The sequence below is a fragment of the Bifidobacterium amazonense genome, assembly GCF_018555435.2.
GTDB lineage: Bacteria > Actinomycetota > Actinomycetes > Actinomycetales > Bifidobacteriaceae > Bifidobacterium > Bifidobacterium amazonense.
This window is the reverse complement of the sequence record NZ_JAFEJT020000012.1, coordinates 39,078-56,764: the sequence shown is the minus strand read 5'-3', so window position 1 is coordinate 56,764 and position 17,687 is coordinate 39,078. Positions and strand designations below refer to the sequence as shown.

The window sequence follows — 17,687 nt, the reverse complement described above, 5'->3', positions numbered from 1 at the left end:
TTGCCGCCAATACTGGGACTCATGTCTCTTACTATCGGAATCGTCGGCCTGCCGAACGTCGGCAAGTCGACCATGTTCAACGCGCTGACGCGCAATAATGTCCTCGCGGAAAACTATCCGTTCGCCACGATCGAGCCGAACACCGGCATCGTGCCGCTGCCCGACAAGCGCCTGCCCGTGCTCGCCGAGCTCGTGCACACCGAGAAGATCGTGCCCGCGACCGTCACGTTCGTCGACATCGCCGGCATTGTCAAGGGCGCCTCGGAGGGCGAGGGCCTGGGCAACAAGTTCCTTGCCAACATCCGCGAGGCCGACGCGATCTGCGAGGTCGTGCGCGCGTTCAAGGACGACGACATCGTCCACGTCAACGGCAAGGTCGATCCGGCCGACGACATCGACACGATCAACACCGAGCTGATCCTCGCCGACATGCAGACCATCGAGAACGCGCTGCCGAAGCTCGAGAAGGACCTGCGTGGCAAGAAGATCGAGCCGGCGTATCTCGAGGCCGTGAAGAAGGCCAAGGCCATCCTCGAGGACGGCGAGACGATCGACCATGCGGCCGCCGCCGGCAAGATCGACAAGGACGACATCTACGACCTGCACCTGATGACCGCCAAGCCGTTCATCTACGTGTTCAACGTGGACGACGACGAGCTGTCCAACGACGAGCTCAAGACGAAGCTCGCCGCGTCGGTCGCGCCCGCGCCGGCCGTGTTCCTCAACGCCCAGTTCGAGGCCGACCTGACGGACCTCGACGAGGAGGACGCCCGCGAGATGCTTGCCGACGCCGGACTCGCCGAGTCGGGCCTCGACCAGCTGGCCCGCGTCGGCTTCGACATCCTCGGCCTGCAGACCTTCCTCACCGCCGGCGAAAAGGAGGTGCGTGCCTGGCAGATCCACAAGGGCTGGACCGCCCCGCAGGCTGCCGGCGTGATCCACACCGACTTCGAGAAGGGCTTCATCAAGGCCGACATCGTCTCCTACGACGACTTCGTCGCCGCCGAAGGCTCCATGGTCAAGATCAAGGAGGAGGGCAAGCTCCGTCAGGAGGGCCGCGACTACGTCATGCAGGACGGCGACATCGTCGAGTTCAAGTTCAATGTCAGCAAAAAGTGATTGCTGATTAGTGTTGAGGGCCTTGGAATTCCGATGATTCCAAGGCCCTCAGTGTCTGGTGACATGTAATTTGGGGACGTAATGCGTCCTTGCATGGGCGGGAGATTGCGATATCCCCTTTGCAGGGAGTAAAGGGCCGCAGGGATATGGGGCCCGGGGACGGGTCCTGCACAATTCGGTATCGTTCACTGCGGTGTTTTTCGGGATATCAGTGCGACGACTCCGCAGGAGATGACGATGACCGTGGCCGCCGTGGTAAAGCTGCCGGTCATCGCGGATTCATAGGCGCGGGAAGCCGTCTGTCGTATCAGGTCACCGGCTGTGCCGGTAAGTCCGGCCGCCCGTTGGAAGTCCAACGGCGCGGCTCCGGCGGATTGCGGGTCCGCCCCGGCGGACTGCGCGAAATCGTGGAATCTCGTCATATAGAGTCCGCTTTGTATGCTGCCGAAGATTCCAACGCCGATGATGGATCCGAATTGACGGAACACGGTCAGCAAACTGGAGCCAGCACCGGATCGTTCGACCGGTACGCGGCCCATGGCCCAGGTCAGCATCGCCGGCTGGCCGACGCCCAAACCGAAACCGGCTACGATCTGACCGGCCATCATCGTCGACTGTCCCGCTATTCCTTCCGGCAGCCGCATGGCGGCTCCGATCGTCAGCATACCGATGGCCAGACATCCCAAGGCCAGCAGGCTCGTGCCGCGTGAACCAACTCCGGAGACAATCCAGTCGTTCATCCGCGCTCCCACGATGGACGCGACGACCAACGGCATCAGCATCATTCCGCCTATCAGCGCGCCATGGTCCAGCACCGTCTCCAGATAGGTGGGCATGATGAATATGATGCCGTACATTGAGAAGTTCAGCATCATCAACGCCGGTGCACAGGCCGCGAACGAGGGGTCCTTCATCAATCCGAGCTCCATCAGCGGGTTGCGGGACGCGTGGTCATGCAGCACGAATCCCGTTGCCAGCACGATGCCGACCGCCATCGGAACCCATGCGTTCGCTGCCAGAATACCGTGCTGCGCATTGACCAGACCTGCCGAGAACAGGGTGAATCCGGCGAACATCATCGCCACCGACGCCCACGGCACATGCAACGCCCGGGATTCGTGCGATGCGCCCGTCTGCGGAACATTCATGCGGATGACCGCGATCACGGCGAGGAACACCACGCCATCGAACCCGAAGATGCCGCGCCATCCCAGCATCGCGGTAAGCGCCCCGCCGACGAGCGGGCCGAACGGCACGCCCAACGTGCCGGCTATCGCCCAAGTGGTCATGGCGTGAGACAGTTCGGAGCCGCGGAACAGGATGCCAAGCAGCGCCTGCCCCATCGGGATGACCACGCCTGCACCGGCGCCCATGATTGCCCGCGAGACGAGCAGCATCGGAACATTTCCTGCCATAAGGCCGATCGCGGATGCGATAACGAACATGCCCAATCCGGCAAGCATGGTTCTCAGATGGCCGAGCCGGTCGCCAAGGAATCCGGCCAGCAGGACCACGGCGGCGAACGCGAGATTGTAGCTGGAGACGACCCACTGCTGTTCCGCCGTGCCTGCCTCGAACGATTCGGCGATATTCGGCAGCGCCACGTTGAACGCGGTGGTATTGACCATCATCACCAGTTCTGCCGCGCATAGGCAGATCAGGGAGCGGTTCAGGTTCCTCCCGCTCGTGTCATCCATAGCTTAACCTCTCTAAGATACTGATAAGTTTCTTATGAATTATGGATGATTATAGCCATCCGCAAATAAGAAACGCCATGGTATCTTGTAGAATGGCGATGTGAACAGTCACCAAATGCAACGCCCGCGCAACTATGAAGATGAACCGATGGAAGCGGATACCGTGCCGAAGCAGACGCGTCGCCGGGGCAAAGCCTTGGAGACGGCCATTCTGGAGGCCGCATGGGAGCAACTGGCCACATGTAGCGCCGAAGAGTTCACCTTCGACAATGTGGCCGCCCGGGCGCATACCAGCAAACCAGTGCTGTACCGCCGATGGCCGAATCGCACGGAACTGTTCGTGGCCGCGGTGAAACGGCATCGAGGTCTCGCCGCCATCGAGCGACCGAACACCGGCACGCTCAGAGGCGACGTCATCTCCATCCTCATGCAGCTCAATCGCAAACAGTCCGACGCGGTGATGGTGCTGGCCAAGTTCGGCGTCTACGCCAACTGGCTCGGTGTAAGCGCGCACGAATTGTATGAGCGCACGATGATGAGCGATCGGCCTAGCATCGCAATGGCCGTCGAAAACGCGCGGGCGCGCGGTGACATCACGTGTGAGCTGCCGGAATCACTGCTACGCATGCCCGGAGAGCTTGGCCGGGCTACCATCCTGCGTGACATGCGTCCCCTATCCGAAGCGGACGTCATCGCCACGGTCGATGAGTTGTTCCTTCCTCTCGTCGACTATTACGAGCATCAGGCGGGAGGCGCCGCCGGCATGTGATGCATCATGGGGTCAGGTTCATGGCAGATGATGACGTCGAAATGAAAAGAACCTTCCGGGTTGCGCACTGTAAGGAGGCGTGGAAGGCTGCTGTTGATATTGAGGCTAACATCCGGTCCTGACCGGTGGCGAGTCAAGGTCATATCGCGCTGCTGCGGTGCTGGGATGGCCACAATGCTGTGCGCGGCATGAATCCGGGCTATTGCCGGCAAAAAATGCGATGCAGCTCGGCGATGCGGTCGAGTTCAAGTTCTCCCCAACGTCTAAGAGATTGCCGGGTAGTGCTGAGGGTCTTGGAATGTGGTTCCAGGGCCCTCAACTATACTGGGGACAGTCGTTCGTGCAAGGGTCGCGATGAAAACCGGTTGAGTCGAGATTATCGAAAGGATCGATCATGGCGAGTTATGTGCTGCGGCTCTATGACAATCCGTTGCTCCGGTTCGATGCGTCGTATGGCGAGGGTCTGTTGGCGGGCAAGATCGAGGCGCATGTCCGCTGGTTCGATGAGTCGAAGCGGACGTTGCTGCCGTTCCCGTTGGCTCCGGATCCCGATGGTACGAAGCTCACCACTTGGCTTGAGCGGCGTACGATCCCGAAGAATCGTGAGTTCGCCGCTCAGATTCTCGCGCAGGCGGGGCTGAACATTTCGGATACGCTGGGCATCATCGATTTGTGCAAGGGGTTGTCGGTCAACGATTCGTTCTGGGTGGAGCGCGAGGGCGAGAACCTCAGGTTCGCGGACATCAACCTGTACGATAATCCGTTGGACGAGACGCTCGCCATCGTGGCCTACACTGGGTATACGCCGAGGGAGAAGCATGCGATTGGTTTGTCGAGCGAGTGGACGACGGACGGCCAGTTCCCGAAGGCGTGGCGGCATACGGAGTGTGGACTGGAACTGTGGAAGGCGGGTTCCGAGGGGTATGCGAATGCCGGATTGGAACCGTATTCCGAGTATCTTGCCTCTCAGTTGGCGCGCAAGATTGGTGTGGATGCGGTTGATTACCGTATCGCCCGTTGGAAGGGCAGGCTCGCGTCGGTGTGCGGTTCGATGAACACGAAGGACGTGTCGTTCGTGCCGTTCTATGCGGCGACGCAGCTTGCGTCGTTCCCGGAGATCCTTGCCGCTGCGCGTGCCGTGTCCGAGGAATCGTTCGAGGCGATGCGCACGATGTTGGTGTTCGACGCGCTCATCGTCAATCAGGACCGTCACGCCAACAACCACGGGTTCCTGCGCGACAACCGTACCGGCCGGATCTTGGGGCCGGCTCCGTTGTTCGATCACAACATGTCGCTGTTCAAGAACGACATGCGCGCCGACTGGGAGTCTGGCACGTGGACGCCAAAGGTATTGGAGGAACGCCAGCCGTCGAACTCGCGTATGACGTTCCGCAACCAGTGCGAGGTCATCATGGGCAACGCGCAGCATGAGATGCTGCGCAAGGCGTTGGACGTCACCTTGGAGAACGACCCGACCTACTCGTTGGAGCAGGGCCGCATCGAGGCGTTGAACGACTACTTGCATGCTGCCGCGCGTTCCCTGCTCGAACTGCCGACAGTCGACGAGTCCCAGTTGGCCGATCAGTTGGATGCGTTGCGCCCGTCGGTCGAACATGCCCCCGTCATCCTCAACGAACGACTCCTGAGGTAAGGCGAGTCGGTCGAGTTCAAGTTCAACGTGAGCAAGAAGTGATTGCTGACTAACCAGTGCTGAGGGCCTTGGAATCTTAGTGGTTCCAAGGCCCTCGATAGGGTTGATGATGCACGATGTCTTCGTGCGTCGAAGTGAAGAACATCGGGCTGAACTGTTCGCCAGATTGCTGCGGGCGATCGGAAGTGGTCGAACGCCTATAGGACGAGGGACGCTTTCAACTGTTCGGAAGCCTGCACCTTCATCGGGCGGGTACCAGTTCGGATGACGAGTCCGGCGTCCAGCAGTTCGCCGACGTATTTCCTCGCGCTCTGCTTGGATAGTTTGAGATGATATGCTGCGTCATCCAATGAAATGTATTTCGCCGAATCGAACAGCTCCTCCTGCATGACGGAATACAGCAGCTCGAAGGCGTTGGCGGAAAGTCCGTGCTCTTCGGCGATACGTTTGCAGATGTCGCCACCTTTGACAAGCCGATCCACCTTGTCTCCTAGTTCGTCAATCAGCTCGTCCTGAGCTTTTTGAATAAAGCCGAGCATCATATTTACAAAGAACGTGAGCTCGCCGCAGTTCAGTTTGTCCTCGGCCTCGGTGAACGCCTTGTAATAGGCGTTCTTGTTCTCGGCTATGGTTCTGGACAGGGAGAGCACGGTCGGCATGGTCAGATCGTGATTCAAGTAGAGAGCCAGCAGGTAGCGTCCTGTACGACCGTTGCCGTCGTAGAACGGATGCACGTATTCGAACAGGAAATGCGACATGATCACAGCCTGCAGGCGTGGTATCGATGCCGATTCCGCCAGGTGGATCATGTCGGTCAGCAATGCGCTGATGGTTCCTTCGCCTTTGACGCCGTTATGTATCGGTAGCCCGTGCGGGCCGAGCACTTCCACATCATCTTTCCGAAAAAGATCGCCATCCGGTCGGTACTGTTCTTCGATTTCATCCAGCGCCACCTTGTCGTAAATGGCGCGTATATCGGCTATCTCAGCGGGGAGTGAGGAATCCTGGTCGGTGAGGTTCAGATAGAGTTTTGCGAATTCGCTGAACCGTGCTTTGGATTCGTCTCCTTCCCTCAGTGATTTCTCCGCAGCTTCGACTGCGCGTACTGTCTCCTTGCGTGTACTGCGCACGCCCTCCATCTCGTTGGTGGCAAACAGTTCCTCGCTGATGGAACGTCTGATCCAATCCCAGCGCATCACACCCGGTATCTGGTTCCACAGTCTTGACACGCGCCTTTCGGCAAGGAGTATGCGTTCGACGATCATGGTCGTTTCCCGTGGCGTGGCGCTGAATAGCTCGCCCAACGGAGTGATAACGCCGGTGCGGAATGTCGATTCGGCTTCGAGACGTTGCCGGGCAAGCAGCTCGTGGTTGTTGTACGAATCGTTCGTTCTATCGGCATGGAAGAGACGTGCTAAACTTCTATATTTCATATCCATGGGAATGATTCGCTCCTATCTGCTGCTTCTAACTTATAGAAACTATAAAATAGAGAATCTGTCTAGTCAATTAGTGGTCTGTTGATAATGATGTATATCAATTAAAGCTTGACTTGCTGCAATGTATCGCAGGCCTGTCTCAAGATGCTCTTGCCGTTCGTGACAACAGCAACAACGAAGGTGCCCTTCCTGTATGCGAGCGCATGATGATGGTAGCGTTGACGATCGTACTGTCGATCCCATAGTCCGGAGGTGAGAATGAGCGAGACGGTCGAGACCGAACGATTGCAGTTGCGCGAGTGGAAGGTTGGTGACGAGGCCGAGGCCGCCGCGCTGTTCAAGTATGCTTCCGACCCGCAGATCGGCCTGCTGTGCGGATGGCCGCCGCACACCAGCGTCGAAGGCAGCATGAACGACATCAAAAACATTCTCGCGGTGGAGAACAACTGGGCCATCACCGTCAAGGACAACGGCGACGAGCCGGTCGGCAGCATCGCGCTCAAACCGGTCGACCATTACGCCATCGATCCGGTCGAATCGGATGCCGGGCTCAAGACGCGCTACGGCAAGTACCTCGGCGACAACGCGCTGGAACTCGGGTACTGGATCGGCCGCCCGTTCTGGGGACGCGGCTACATGCCCGAGGCGCTGAACGCTGTGCTTGATTACGCGTTCGATACGTTGCATAAGGACGCCGTGTGGGGCGGGCACTACGTGGAGAACACGCAGTCCGGCCGCGTGATGGCCAAGTGCGGCATGAACACCGTCTTCACGGCGGAACACGACTATTTTCCGCTCATCGACGCCTACCACGACCATATGCTCCGCATCATCACGGCGGACGAATGGCGATCGAGGCGTATGGCTGCCCAATAAGCCGTGAAGCCGCCGTTTCCGTGGCATATACTCGTTGACGGAGTTGTTGTCGTGCGCACGGTTATGCGTGCGGGTAGAGGAGAGATCTGCCCATGAAGAAGAGTCTGCTGGCGATCGCCGCGGGGGCGTTCGTGCTCGGCGCCGCCGAATTCGTGATGATGGGCATCCTGCCGCAGACGGCGGCGGCCATGGCGGTGTCCATTCCGACCGCCGGCCATTTCATCTCCGCATACGCCATCGGCGTGTGCTTCGGCGTGACCATGCTGGTGTTCGGCCGCAAGACCAGCCCGAAGCATCTGGTGATCCTCTTCATGGCGCTCGCGCTCGCCGGCAACGCGCTGAGCGCGGCCGCGCCGAACGCCATGGTGCTCGTCGTCGCCCGCTTCATCGCCGGACTTCCCCATGGCGCGTTCTTCGGCACCGGCACCGTGATCGCCAAGGCGCTCGCCGACAAGGGCCGCGAAGGCAAGGCGGTGTCCGTGATGGTCACCGGCCAGACGCTGGCCAACATGCTCGGTGTGCCGGCCGGCACCCTCTTGGCCGAATACCTCGACTGGCGTCTGGCGTTCGTCATCCTCGCTCTCGGCGCCGGCGTCACCATCGCGTTGACCGTGGCGTGGATGCCGCTGATTCCGGCCGTGCCGGACGCCGGGCTCGCCGGCCAGTTCCGCTTCCTCGCCAAACCCGGCCCGTGGCTGGTGCTGGGCGCCGTGTTCGTCGGCAATTCCGGCGTGTTCTGCTGGTGGAGCTACGTGTCGCCGTGGCTGCAGAAGACCGGCGGCTATGATTCGCGGCTCATCCCGCTGCTGATGATGCTCGCCGGATTCGGCATGGTGGTCGGCGGCCTTGCCGGCGGCCACCTGGCCGACCGCTGGCTGCACTCCGTGACCGCCGCGGTGGGCCAGTCGATCTCCGCCGTCGGCCTGCTGCTGGTCTTCGTGACGCCCGGCAATCCGGCGACGTGCGCGCTGCTGACCTTCTGGATCGCGTTCGGACTGTTCTTCATCAACGGTCCGCAGATGCTGCTCATGGCCGAGGCCGGCAAGGGCGGCGGCGAGCTCATCGGCGGCGCCGCGGTGCAGATCGCCTTCAACGGCGGCAACGCCGTCGGCTCGCTCGTCGGCGGCATGGCGTTGAACCTGTCCGGCATGGACTATCACGTCATCGGCCTGGCCGGCATGCCGTTCACCGTGGTTGCGGTGCTGCTGCTGACGGCGTTTGCGCTGCGGTTTGAACGTCGCAGCGCGCGGTGACCGCATCCGCAGGTCGGCCGGCGCGGCGATGCTGTTCTTCTGACTGGACCGACAGTCGTCGATAATTGCGGTCCGATGTTCGCCGATTGCCGCATCTTCCGTAAATCGCCGTCGCGGCGCGCGGCCGGCACGTACAATGATTGCGATCCGTGCCGGCCGTTCGGTTTCCTGCGAGGACGGGCCGGACGCGGGAGTCGGACGACCGACCCGTCAGGGAAAGGCAGGCAGCATATGGCAGAACAGACGATGATCACGCTCAACAACGGCACGGTCATCCCGCAGATCGGACTTGGCGTGTTCCGCACGCCGGACGGCGAGACCACGGTGAACGCGGTGCGTGCCGCGCTCGAGGCGGGATACCGGCATATCGACACGGCGATGATCTACCGTAACGAATCGTCGGTCGGCGAAGGCGTGAGGCAGTCCGGCATCGCGCGCGAGGACGTCTTCGTGACGACGAAGCTGTGGAACGACGACATCCGCGCGCACCGCGCCAAGGCCGCGTTCGACGAAAGCCTCGAACGGCTCGGCTTCGACTACGTCGACCTGTACCTGATCCACTGGCCGGCGGACGGCTGGCAGCAGGCGTGGGACGATCTGCAGGAGATCGCCGCGTCCGGCCGTGCCAAGGCGATCGGCGTGAGCAACTTCCACCAGCATCACATCAACGAGTTGCTCGCGAACAGCGACGTCGTGCCGGCCGTCGACCAGATCGAATCGTCGCCGCAGTTCACCAACCAGGAACTCGTCGACTTCGTGCACGGCCACGGCATGGCCGCGGAGGCGTGGAGCCCGCTCGGCGGCACCGGCGGCAACCTGCTCTCCTCGCCGCTGCTGGCCGAGATCGGCGCCAAATACGGCAAGTCGGCCGCGCAGATCGTGATTCGCTGGCACATTCAGCGCGGCATGGTCGTGCTGCCCAAGTCGGTGCATGCCGAACGCATCCGCCAGAACATCGACGTGTTCGACTTCGCGCTGACGGACGAGGACATGGCCGCGATCAACACGCTGAGCACCGGCCACCGCAACAGCGCGGACCCGGACAACTTCGATTTCTGAGCATTGTTCCGTCGCGCATCACTGCGTGACCGGTGAGTGCAGGGGTTGCGTCGTTCGGGCGAGTCGCATTCGATTCGCCCGAACGCCCCTCACGCGGCGGTATGGGGGCGTGCCGCGCGGCCGGGGATCACGGCCGAAATGGGCGAAGAGGCCCCTGCATGCGGTTCCTGTGCCATAATCGGCGGTATGAGAATCGTGATTCAACGCGTATCGCAGGCAAGCGTCGACGTCGTCAACGAGTTGGGGACGCTTGATCCCACGTTCGAAGCGCAGCAGATCGGCCCCGGATACATGATCCTGGTGGGTGTTTCCGATGCGGATGGCGATGCGGAGGTCGCATGGCTTGCGCACAAGGTGCTCAACCTGCGCGTGTTCGAGGACGAACAGGGCAAGATGAACCGCTCCATCCAGGACATCGGCGGTGAGATCCTCTCGATCTCGCAGTTCACGCTGTACGCGGACGTGCACAAAGGCAACCGGCCGAGCTTCATCCGCGCCGGCAAGCCCGAACATGCCGACATGACGTGGATCAAGTTCAACGAGGCGCTGCGCTCCGGGGGAGTGCCGGTGCGGGAGGGCCGGTTCGGCGCGCACATGCGCGTCGGCCTCGTCAACGACGGTCCGGTCACGATCGTCGTCGACACGGACGTGGACATGCCGCACAAGGCGTGACGGCGACGTCTTCGGCACTTGGCGCGAATTCACGTAATCGATCATATGTTCGATTAACTTCGACACGCAGATCGAACGAACGTTCGATTGTTTGATATGCTGATACGACCGGGCTGTCAGGCCCGCAGAAAGGATGGTCATCATGGGTGATGCAGTCGGCGAACAGAACGGAACGCAGCAGACGGCGGTCGGAGCGGGGCAGAAGCCCGCGCCGAAGCTGCCCGAACCGTACGAGAAGACCACATGGCACAGCATCGCGATCGACGGCCGCGAGCTGCGGTACAACGCCACCGTCGGCACGATCCTCATCGACTCCGGCAAGGTCAAGCCCGCGGCCAGCATCTTCTTCACCGCGTTCAACCTGGCCGACGACTCCGGCGAGACCGATCCTGCCCGTCCGGTCACGTTCATCTTCAACGGCGGTCCAGGCTCGTCGACCACGTTCCTGCTCATGGGCTCCATCGCGCCCAAACGCATCGACGTACCCGACGCGGCCCCCGTGCCCGCAGCCCCGTATCACCTGGCCGACAACCCATATACGCTGTTGCCTGATTCCGACCTCGTGTTCATCGACGCCGCCGGCGCCGGCTTCTCCGAAATCCTCGATGCCGCCAAGCCGTCGCTGTGGTCGGTGGACGGCGACGTGGCCGGATTCAGCGCGTTCATCCGCGCCTACCTGAGCAAGTACCATCGCTGGAACTCGCCCAAGTACGTGCTCGGCGAATCCTACGGCACCACGCGCGGCGCGGCGCTCGCATACCGGCTCCAGCAGGACGGCGTCGCGCTCAACGGCCTGACGCTCATCTCCAACATCCTCGACTACGCCTACACATACGACACCTCCGACCAGTACTACATCGGCTACTTCCCGACCTTCGCGTCCGTCGCCAAATACCATGGCCGCGCCGCCTCGGAGACGCAGACCGCCGAGCACCTGCAGCAGGCCCGCGCGTTCGCCAACGGGCCGCTGCGCCTCGCGCTCGCCGCCGGGGCCTCGCTCGACGAAGACACCAAGCGACGCGTCGCCGAACGATACGCCGAGCTGACCGGACTGGACGCACAATACGTCTACGATTCCGACCTGCGCGTCGTGGACATGCGATTCCGCAAGGAACTGCTGAGGGGCGAGGAGAAGATCGTCGGCCGGTACGACGGCCGTGTGGCCGGCTACGATCTCGACCGCGTCAAGGACGAGGAGACGTTCGTGGTCGACGACGCCTTCCTCGACCCGGCATACTCGAGCCTGTGCAACGCCTACCTGCGCGACGAGCTCGGTTGGGACCGTACACCGGAACGCCGCGGATTCGCCGACTTCGACTGGAGCGCCACCGAACCGGGCAAGGGCTGGACCTGGTGGCACCACCAGCCGGAAGGCACCAAGTCCTCATGGGGCGGCAACATCCCGTTCCCGAACGTGCTGCCCGACCTTGCCGCGGCCATCGCGCATCAGCCCACGCTCAAGGTGCTCGTCGGCAACGGCATCTACGACCTGTGCACACCGTTCTTCCAGACCGAATACGACATCGACCATCTCGGCCTGCCCAAGCCGCTGCGCGGCAACATCGCCTTCACCTACTATCCGGCGGGCCACATGCTCTACTCGTGCGAGGCGAGCCTAGCCAAGTTCTGCAACGATCTCAAGCGCTTCTACAACGCGGACGTCAGCGGGCTGGCCGACATCGACGAGCGCCCGGCGCAGCCGGCGCAGGACATCCGGTTGTAGGACGCGCACGTCATATGCATGACGCACGTGGCGTGACGGACAAGTGACATGGCATGTGCGGGAAATGCGACGATGACGCGTCCATCATCGCATTTCCCGGCCGTCTGCGGCATGATGGGGCGAATACGGACCGCAGGCGGGTACCCGCGGCGGCAACACGCAAGAAGGGAACCAACCAATGGACACCAACTTTGACCTGTCGAAACTGGATCTGTCGAACGTCGACCTGTCCAAGCTCGACCTGTCCTTCATCGACAGGATCGTGCTGTGGTACGGCACCCTGCCGGATTCCGTGCGCACGCTGATCACCGTCGCCGTCGGCGGCGCGGTCGCCTACGTGGTGTTCCGCATCGTCATCAAGATCATCAAGGGCATGATCGGCGCGGCCGTCGCAGCCGTGCTCGCCTTCCTGCTCACCACCGTGCCCGGCAACATGCTGCTGTCGCAGGCGTTCGACCGGGTCGAACAGCAGATCTCCACCAGCCTGTCGTCCAACCAGTAGATACCGGCAGACAGACCGGGCAAATACCGACACCGTTCACGAAAGGGAACCACATCATGGATCAGCAGCAGTACGTGTGCGCCAAATGCGGATGCCGCAGCTACGTCAGCGACCAGTTCCAGGCCACCGGAGGCAATCTGGCCAAGCTCTTCGACGTGCAGAACAAGAAGTTCATCACCATCAGCTGCAGCCAGTGCGGATTCACCGAACTGTACCGGGCCCAGACCAGCACCGGCATGAACGTCCTCGACTTCCTCATCGGAGGCTGATCGCGGTCGCATCCGGCGATTGCCGCAGGCAACGCGGTATCATCGCTCGTAGCAGGCAAGTCAAGGGAAGAGGCCACCGATGAACATCACGCATGCGCTCACGTCGATCAACCCGCAGTCCAAGGAGCCATTGTTCCTGCTGCTGCACGGATGGGGCTCCAACGAGCATGATCTGCCGGGTCTGCTCGCGTACTGCGCGCCGGGTGGCGACTACGCGTCGCTGCGCGCACCCATCGAATACGGCATGGGATACACGTGGTTCGGCAAGTGGGAGTACGACGGCGTGCCCACCGGCGAATCGCTCGACGAACAGGCGAGGGTCGCCGGTGATGCTATCGCCGCGTGGGTGAAGGCCAACGTTCCCGCGGAGCGGAAAATCGTCGTCATGGGCTTTTCCCAAGGAGGACTGCTCGCCGGCGAAATGCTGAGGCTCGATCCGGAACGGTACGCCGCCGCGGTGAGCTTCTCCGGCTTCCTCGCACACGGCGCGCTGCCCGGCGACGAGCGTCTGGCCGAGCTCCGCACGCCCATGTTCTACGGACACGGTTCCGCCGACGACATCTTCCCGGCCGAAGAGGTGCGTGACATGTCCGCGTTCTATCAGGCCCACGCCACGCTGACGGAAAAGGTCTACCCGGGCATGACCCACAGCATCTGCATGGAGGAGATGCGCGACGTGGCCGCCTTCCTCACCGACAACGGGCTGACGCGTCCGCGTATCTGGTAGGCCGCGCATTCGGCAACGGACAGGAACGGATCATGGTCGGACTCCGGAACCCCGCGCACCGGACCGGTGACGCGCAACGGCGGGAGTCGGGCCGTGCAGGAGAACTGGGAGAGCGCATGGCGATGCACGTGGACGAGAATACGCTGGTGTCGGTCATCGTGCCGGTGTACAAGGTGGAACGCTATCTTGACGAATGCGTGGCCGGCATCGTCGGCCAGACGCACCGCAGGCTCGAGATCCTGCTTGTGGACGACGGTTCCCCGGACGGCTGCCCCGCCATGTGCGACGCATGGGCGGCGAAGGACGATCGCATCCGCGTCATCCACAAGACGAACGGCGGGCTGTCCGACGCGCGCAACGCCGGACTCGCGCAGGCCACCGGCGAATGCATCTACTTCGTCGACTCCGACGACGCCGTCGCCCCGCAGCTCATTGAGCATTGTCTCGCCGCGATGCGCGAACACGATGCGGACCTCGTCATGTTCCAATTCGACACGATCTCCGAAAACGGCGCGCCGCTGATCTCCGATTACAAACACAACGACTTCGACCAGGTCATGGTCATGACCCCGGTCGAAGGCATCAAGGCCCAGCTCAAAGCCGACATCGACGGCTACTTCTGGTCGTTCCTCGCCGCCGCGCCCATCTACAAGGATCATGCCTTCTCCTTCCCGGTCGGGCGCAAGATCGAGGACATGGCGCGCATCTGCAACGTCATCGGCGAATCACGACGCATCGTGCGCATCCCCGAAGTGCTCTATCATTACCGGTTGCGCGGGGGATCGATCACCAGCGCATGGTCGCCGCAGCTCATGCGCGACTGGATGAAGGCGGCCGACGACCGCGAGACCTACATCCTCGAACGATATCCCGAACTCAAGGGATTCATGCGGCTGCAGCAGCTGACCTTCTTCGCGAACCTCGATTACGAGACGATCCGCCAGACCGTCACCGCCAGCCTCAACATCGACCCGGAGGACGCCGACGAAATGCGTCGTCGGATCGACCGGCTGCGCAGGGACATCGCCGACGACCACGACGAGGTCCCCGAATCCACGCGTTCGCTGCTCGAATTGCTCAAGGACTCCGTGGACGACGCCGTCGACGACTTCCGCGAGATGCGCGACGATTGGAAGCGCATCGGCCGCGGCTGGAAAGAATATATGCACGAACGTACCGAGAAGACCGGTCGGGACCAGTCCGGACATGAGAAAGGCGGCCGTGACAGGACCGGGTTCGCCGGTGGATTCGGCCGGATCGGCAGGGCCGTGCAGGAGGATGCGAACGGCCGGCCGGCGATCCGGAACGTGGCAAAGGACGACGATGCGCGCGTTTGATTTCGACGGCACGATCTACGACGGCGAAAGCCTGTTCGACCTCTACCTGTACAGCGCCAGACATGACCCGAAGGTGTTCCGACATATCGCGCCCGTATTGCGCTATGCGATCAAATACAAGCTCGGACGGGCCACGCTCGAGCAGATGGAGTACGGCGTGGGACGCATCGCCCGCAAATACCTGCGCGACCTGTCCGAGTCGCGCAGGGTGAACGACCTGTGCGGCGACCGTCTCGACGTGGTGCTCGACGACGTCGCGCACCTTGCCGACGAGCCGGAGGCGATCGGGACGCCGCAGCCGTCCGGCGACGAGGTTCCGCGCCCCGCATCCGGCGGTCTCGACGGTCTGGTCCGCTCGTTCTGGGACCGCAACATGCGCCGCATCAAACCGTGGTATCGGCCGCAGCCGGACGACGTGATCGTCACCGCCTCGTTCGACGTGACCGTGGGGGAGGCATGCCGCAGACTCGGCCTGTCCCGTTTGGTCGCCTCGACGATCGACCCGTCGAGCATGGAGGTCACCTACCTGAACTTCAATACGAACAAGCCGAAACGGTTCCGCGAACTGTTCGGCGACGAACCGATCGACGAATTCTATACGGACAGCCGCTTCGACCAGCCCATGATCGACATCGCGCGCCACGCGTTCATGGTCAAGGGCGACCGCATCACCCAGATCAAATAGCCAAGCCGTCGGACGGCGCCGCGATCATGCGACGGCATCGGGCGTGCCTTGTCCGTCGTTTTGTTATCGTAGCGTTCCGTGAACAAGCAGTCGAATGGGCAGAACGGCAACGGACAAGGACGGTCAGACGTGCGACAGCGGGAGGGAATCAGGGTTTCCCCGTCGTTGGCCCGGCTCATGCTGGTGGTCAACGCCGCCGTGTGGGGCTCCGGATACACGATCCTCAAGCACGTCCAGCAGACCATTCCCACCCAGTGGATGATGGTGCTGCGCATGGGTTCGGCCGCCATCATCCTCGGCATCGTGTTCCTGCCGCATCTGCGTCGCATCGGCCTGCGACGCTACGTGATCCCCGGCATCCTGCTTGCGCTCTCGTTCTGGCTCGGCTACATCTTCCAACTGTGGGGCCTGTCGCTCACGGCCCCCGGACGCAACGCGTTCCTGACCGACACGTACTGCGTGATGGTGCCGTTCCTCATCTGGGCGCTCACCAAACGTAGACCGACATGGCAGCACATCGTCGCCACGTTCGTATGCGTGGTCGGCATCGGCTTCGTCTCGCTCAGCGGCGGCGGGGGAGCGGAACTGCTGCACATGAGCTTCGGCGACGGCATCACCATCGTCGGCGCGTTCTTCTTCGCGCTCAACCTCGTCACCGTCGGCATGCTCGGACGCCGCTATGACGCGACGGGGCTCATGTTCATGGAATTCGTGTTCACCGCCGTTCTCTTCCTCGCCGGCGCCGTGCCGGTCGAAGGCGCGCCCCAGGCCGGCTGGCTGCGCTGGGACCTCATCGCCGGCCTCGCGTATCTCGTGATCGGATCGACCATCGTCGCGCAGCTGTTCCAGACCATCGCCGTGCAGCACCTGCCCACCGCGCAGGCATCCATCATCCTGAGCACGGAAAGCGTGTTCGGCGTGCTCGTCTCCGTGCTCTTCTACGGCGAAGTCCTCACCGCGCAGTCCGTGACCGGCTTCGTGCTCATCTTCTGCGCGATCATCCTGTCCGAGGTCGCCTTGCCCAGTCCATTCCGCCGGCACCGCAGGAACGCAGAGCGGGACGCGCTCGACGGCGCGGGCAAGGAGGCGACGCATGGACCAGATCGCCAGTGAAGCGAAACTGCGGTATCTCGACTTCATCTCGCGCGAGGACCGCATCCGCCACCACCGCTACGTCGAGGAGATGAAACAGTACGATCTCATGCGCTCCGGCGACGGCGCGGCCATCGCCGAAAGCGCGCGACTGTGGGACTCGGGCCTGTACGGCCACCTGTCCGACGATCCGGTGCGCAACGCGAAATACCGGTTCGTCACGTCGATCACGCTCGCCACGCGCTTCGCGATCGAAGGCGGCATGGACGAGGAGGACGCCTACAACGCATCCGACCTGTACATCCAGGACATGGACCGGTGCAAGGACGCCAACGACGTGCGCCGACTGCACACCGACATGATGACGTTCTTCACGTGGGCCATGGCCGACATGCAGAAGTCCGAAATCCACTCCAAGGCCGTGGCCGAAACCATGGACTTCATCCACTACCATCTGCACGAGCGGATCACCGTCGAACGCCTCGCCGAGCACGCCGGGCTCAACCCCACGTACCTGTCCGAACTGTTCTCTCGCGAAACGGGCACGCCGATATCGAAGTACGTGACGGCCAAGCGCATGGAGGCGGCCGAGAACATGCTCAAGTACTCCGACTATTCGCTCGGCGAGATCGCGCAGATCCTCGCCTATCGTTCGCAAAGCCACTTCACCAAGGTGTTCCGCGAGCATGCCGGCATGACGCCCGGCCAATACCGGCGCAAGTATGCGCAGACCGGCATCTGGCCCGAGTAGCGCCGTCGGGAGCCGACGGCGTGCGCTCGCGTGCGGCGGCGGACTGCGCATGCGGCGGCATACGGT

Annotated in this window: 17 protein-coding genes; 15 read left to right on the top strand and 2 right to left on the bottom strand. The window is 62.3% G+C overall.

Annotation, left to right across the window (positions count from 1 at the left end; translation table 11 throughout):
* Nucleotides 1-21: 21 nt before the first annotated feature.
* Nucleotides 22-1,119 (top strand): redox-regulated ATPase YchF, encoded by a 1,098-nt coding sequence (ychF, locus tag JS533_RS04475; protein WP_241513313.1) that lies wholly within the window; start codon nucleotides 22-24, stop codon nucleotides 1,117-1,119.
* A gap of 185 nt (nucleotides 1,120-1,304) precedes the next feature.
* On the opposite strand, the gene JS533_RS04470 is transcribed toward ychF, so the two are convergent.
* The gene (locus tag JS533_RS04470; RefSeq protein ID WP_241513312.1) at nucleotides 1,305-2,816 is read right to left on the bottom strand and encodes an MFS transporter; all 1,512 of its coding nucleotides are present in this window, start codon (nucleotides 2,814-2,816) and stop codon (nucleotides 1,305-1,307) included.
* A 100-nt stretch (nucleotides 2,817-2,916) separates the two neighbouring features.
* Between JS533_RS04470 and JS533_RS04465 the strand changes: the two genes are divergently transcribed.
* On the top strand, nucleotides 2,917-3,585 hold the full coding sequence (locus JS533_RS04465) for a helix-turn-helix domain-containing protein (protein ID WP_241513311.1): 669 nt from the start codon (nucleotides 2,917-2,919) through the stop codon (nucleotides 3,583-3,585).
* A gap of 394 nt (nucleotides 3,586-3,979) precedes the next feature.
* The gene (locus JS533_RS04460; protein WP_241513310.1) at nucleotides 3,980-5,236 is read left to right on the top strand and encodes a HipA family kinase; all 1,257 of its coding nucleotides are present in this window, start codon (nucleotides 3,980-3,982) and stop codon (nucleotides 5,234-5,236) included.
* Between the two features lie 197 nt (nucleotides 5,237-5,433).
* Here the strand turns inward: JS533_RS04460 and JS533_RS04455 are convergent, their stop codons facing one another.
* The gene (locus JS533_RS04455) at nucleotides 5,434-6,675 is read right to left on the bottom strand and encodes a Fic family protein (RefSeq protein WP_241513309.1); all 1,242 of its coding nucleotides are present in this window, start codon (nucleotides 6,673-6,675) and stop codon (nucleotides 5,434-5,436) included.
* A 258-nt stretch (nucleotides 6,676-6,933) separates the two neighbouring features.
* On the opposite strand from JS533_RS04455, the gene JS533_RS04450 reads away from it, so the two are divergent.
* The 12 genes from JS533_RS04450 to JS533_RS04395 all read left to right on the top strand — a co-directional run bounded on the left by JS533_RS04450 (nucleotide 6,934) and on the right by JS533_RS04395 (nucleotide 17,621).
* Nucleotides 6,934-7,551 carry a GNAT family N-acetyltransferase gene (locus tag JS533_RS04450; RefSeq protein ID WP_241513308.1) on the top strand — a complete coding sequence of 206 codons (618 nt, stop codon included), beginning with the start codon at nucleotides 6,934-6,936 and terminating at the stop codon, nucleotides 7,549-7,551.
* Nucleotides 7,552-7,643: 92 nt separating this feature from the next.
* Entirely contained in the window at nucleotides 7,644-8,804 is a 1,161-nt protein-coding gene (locus JS533_RS04445; RefSeq protein ID WP_241513307.1) for an MFS transporter, read from the top strand.
* 231 nt (nucleotides 8,805-9,035) lie between these two features.
* Entirely contained in the window at nucleotides 9,036-9,863 is an 828-nt protein-coding gene (locus tag JS533_RS04440) for an aldo/keto reductase (protein WP_241513306.1), read from the top strand.
* 186 nt (nucleotides 9,864-10,049) lie between these two features.
* On the top strand, nucleotides 10,050-10,535 hold the full coding sequence (gene dtd / locus JS533_RS04435; protein WP_241513305.1) for a D-aminoacyl-tRNA deacylase: 486 nt from the start codon (nucleotides 10,050-10,052) through the stop codon (nucleotides 10,533-10,535).
* A gap of 142 nt (nucleotides 10,536-10,677) precedes the next feature.
* Nucleotides 10,678-12,258 (top strand): S10 family peptidase, encoded by a 1,581-nt coding sequence (locus JS533_RS04430; protein WP_241513304.1) that lies wholly within the window; start codon nucleotides 10,678-10,680, stop codon nucleotides 12,256-12,258.
* Between the two features lie 178 nt (nucleotides 12,259-12,436).
* Nucleotides 12,437-12,760 (top strand): hypothetical protein, encoded by a 324-nt coding sequence (locus JS533_RS04425; protein WP_241513303.1) that lies wholly within the window; start codon nucleotides 12,437-12,439, stop codon nucleotides 12,758-12,760.
* Between the two features lie 56 nt (nucleotides 12,761-12,816).
* Nucleotides 12,817-13,029, top strand: coding sequence for a zinc ribbon domain-containing protein (locus tag JS533_RS04420; RefSeq protein WP_241513302.1), 213 nt, complete (start codon nucleotides 12,817-12,819; stop codon nucleotides 13,027-13,029).
* 79 nt (nucleotides 13,030-13,108) lie between these two features.
* On the top strand, nucleotides 13,109-13,756 hold the full coding sequence (locus tag JS533_RS04415) for an alpha/beta hydrolase (protein WP_241513301.1): 648 nt from the start codon (nucleotides 13,109-13,111) through the stop codon (nucleotides 13,754-13,756).
* Between the two features lie 128 nt (nucleotides 13,757-13,884).
* Nucleotides 13,885-15,093, top strand: coding sequence for a glycosyltransferase family 2 protein (locus tag JS533_RS04410; RefSeq protein WP_241513324.1), 1,209 nt, complete (start codon nucleotides 13,885-13,887; stop codon nucleotides 15,091-15,093).
* Nucleotides 15,080-15,778 (top strand): HAD family hydrolase, encoded by a 699-nt coding sequence (locus JS533_RS04405; protein WP_241513300.1) that lies wholly within the window; start codon nucleotides 15,080-15,082, stop codon nucleotides 15,776-15,778. Before JS533_RS04410 ends, JS533_RS04405 begins: the two co-directional genes overlap by 14 nt.
* A gap of 129 nt (nucleotides 15,779-15,907) precedes the next feature.
* Nucleotides 15,908-16,891, top strand: coding sequence for a DMT family transporter (locus JS533_RS04400; protein ID WP_241513299.1), 984 nt, complete (start codon nucleotides 15,908-15,910; stop codon nucleotides 16,889-16,891).
* Entirely contained in the window at nucleotides 16,872-17,621 is a 750-nt protein-coding gene (locus JS533_RS04395) for a helix-turn-helix domain-containing protein (protein ID WP_241513298.1), read from the top strand. Before JS533_RS04400 ends, JS533_RS04395 begins: the two co-directional genes overlap by 20 nt.
* Nucleotides 17,622-17,687: the final 66 nt, after the last annotated feature.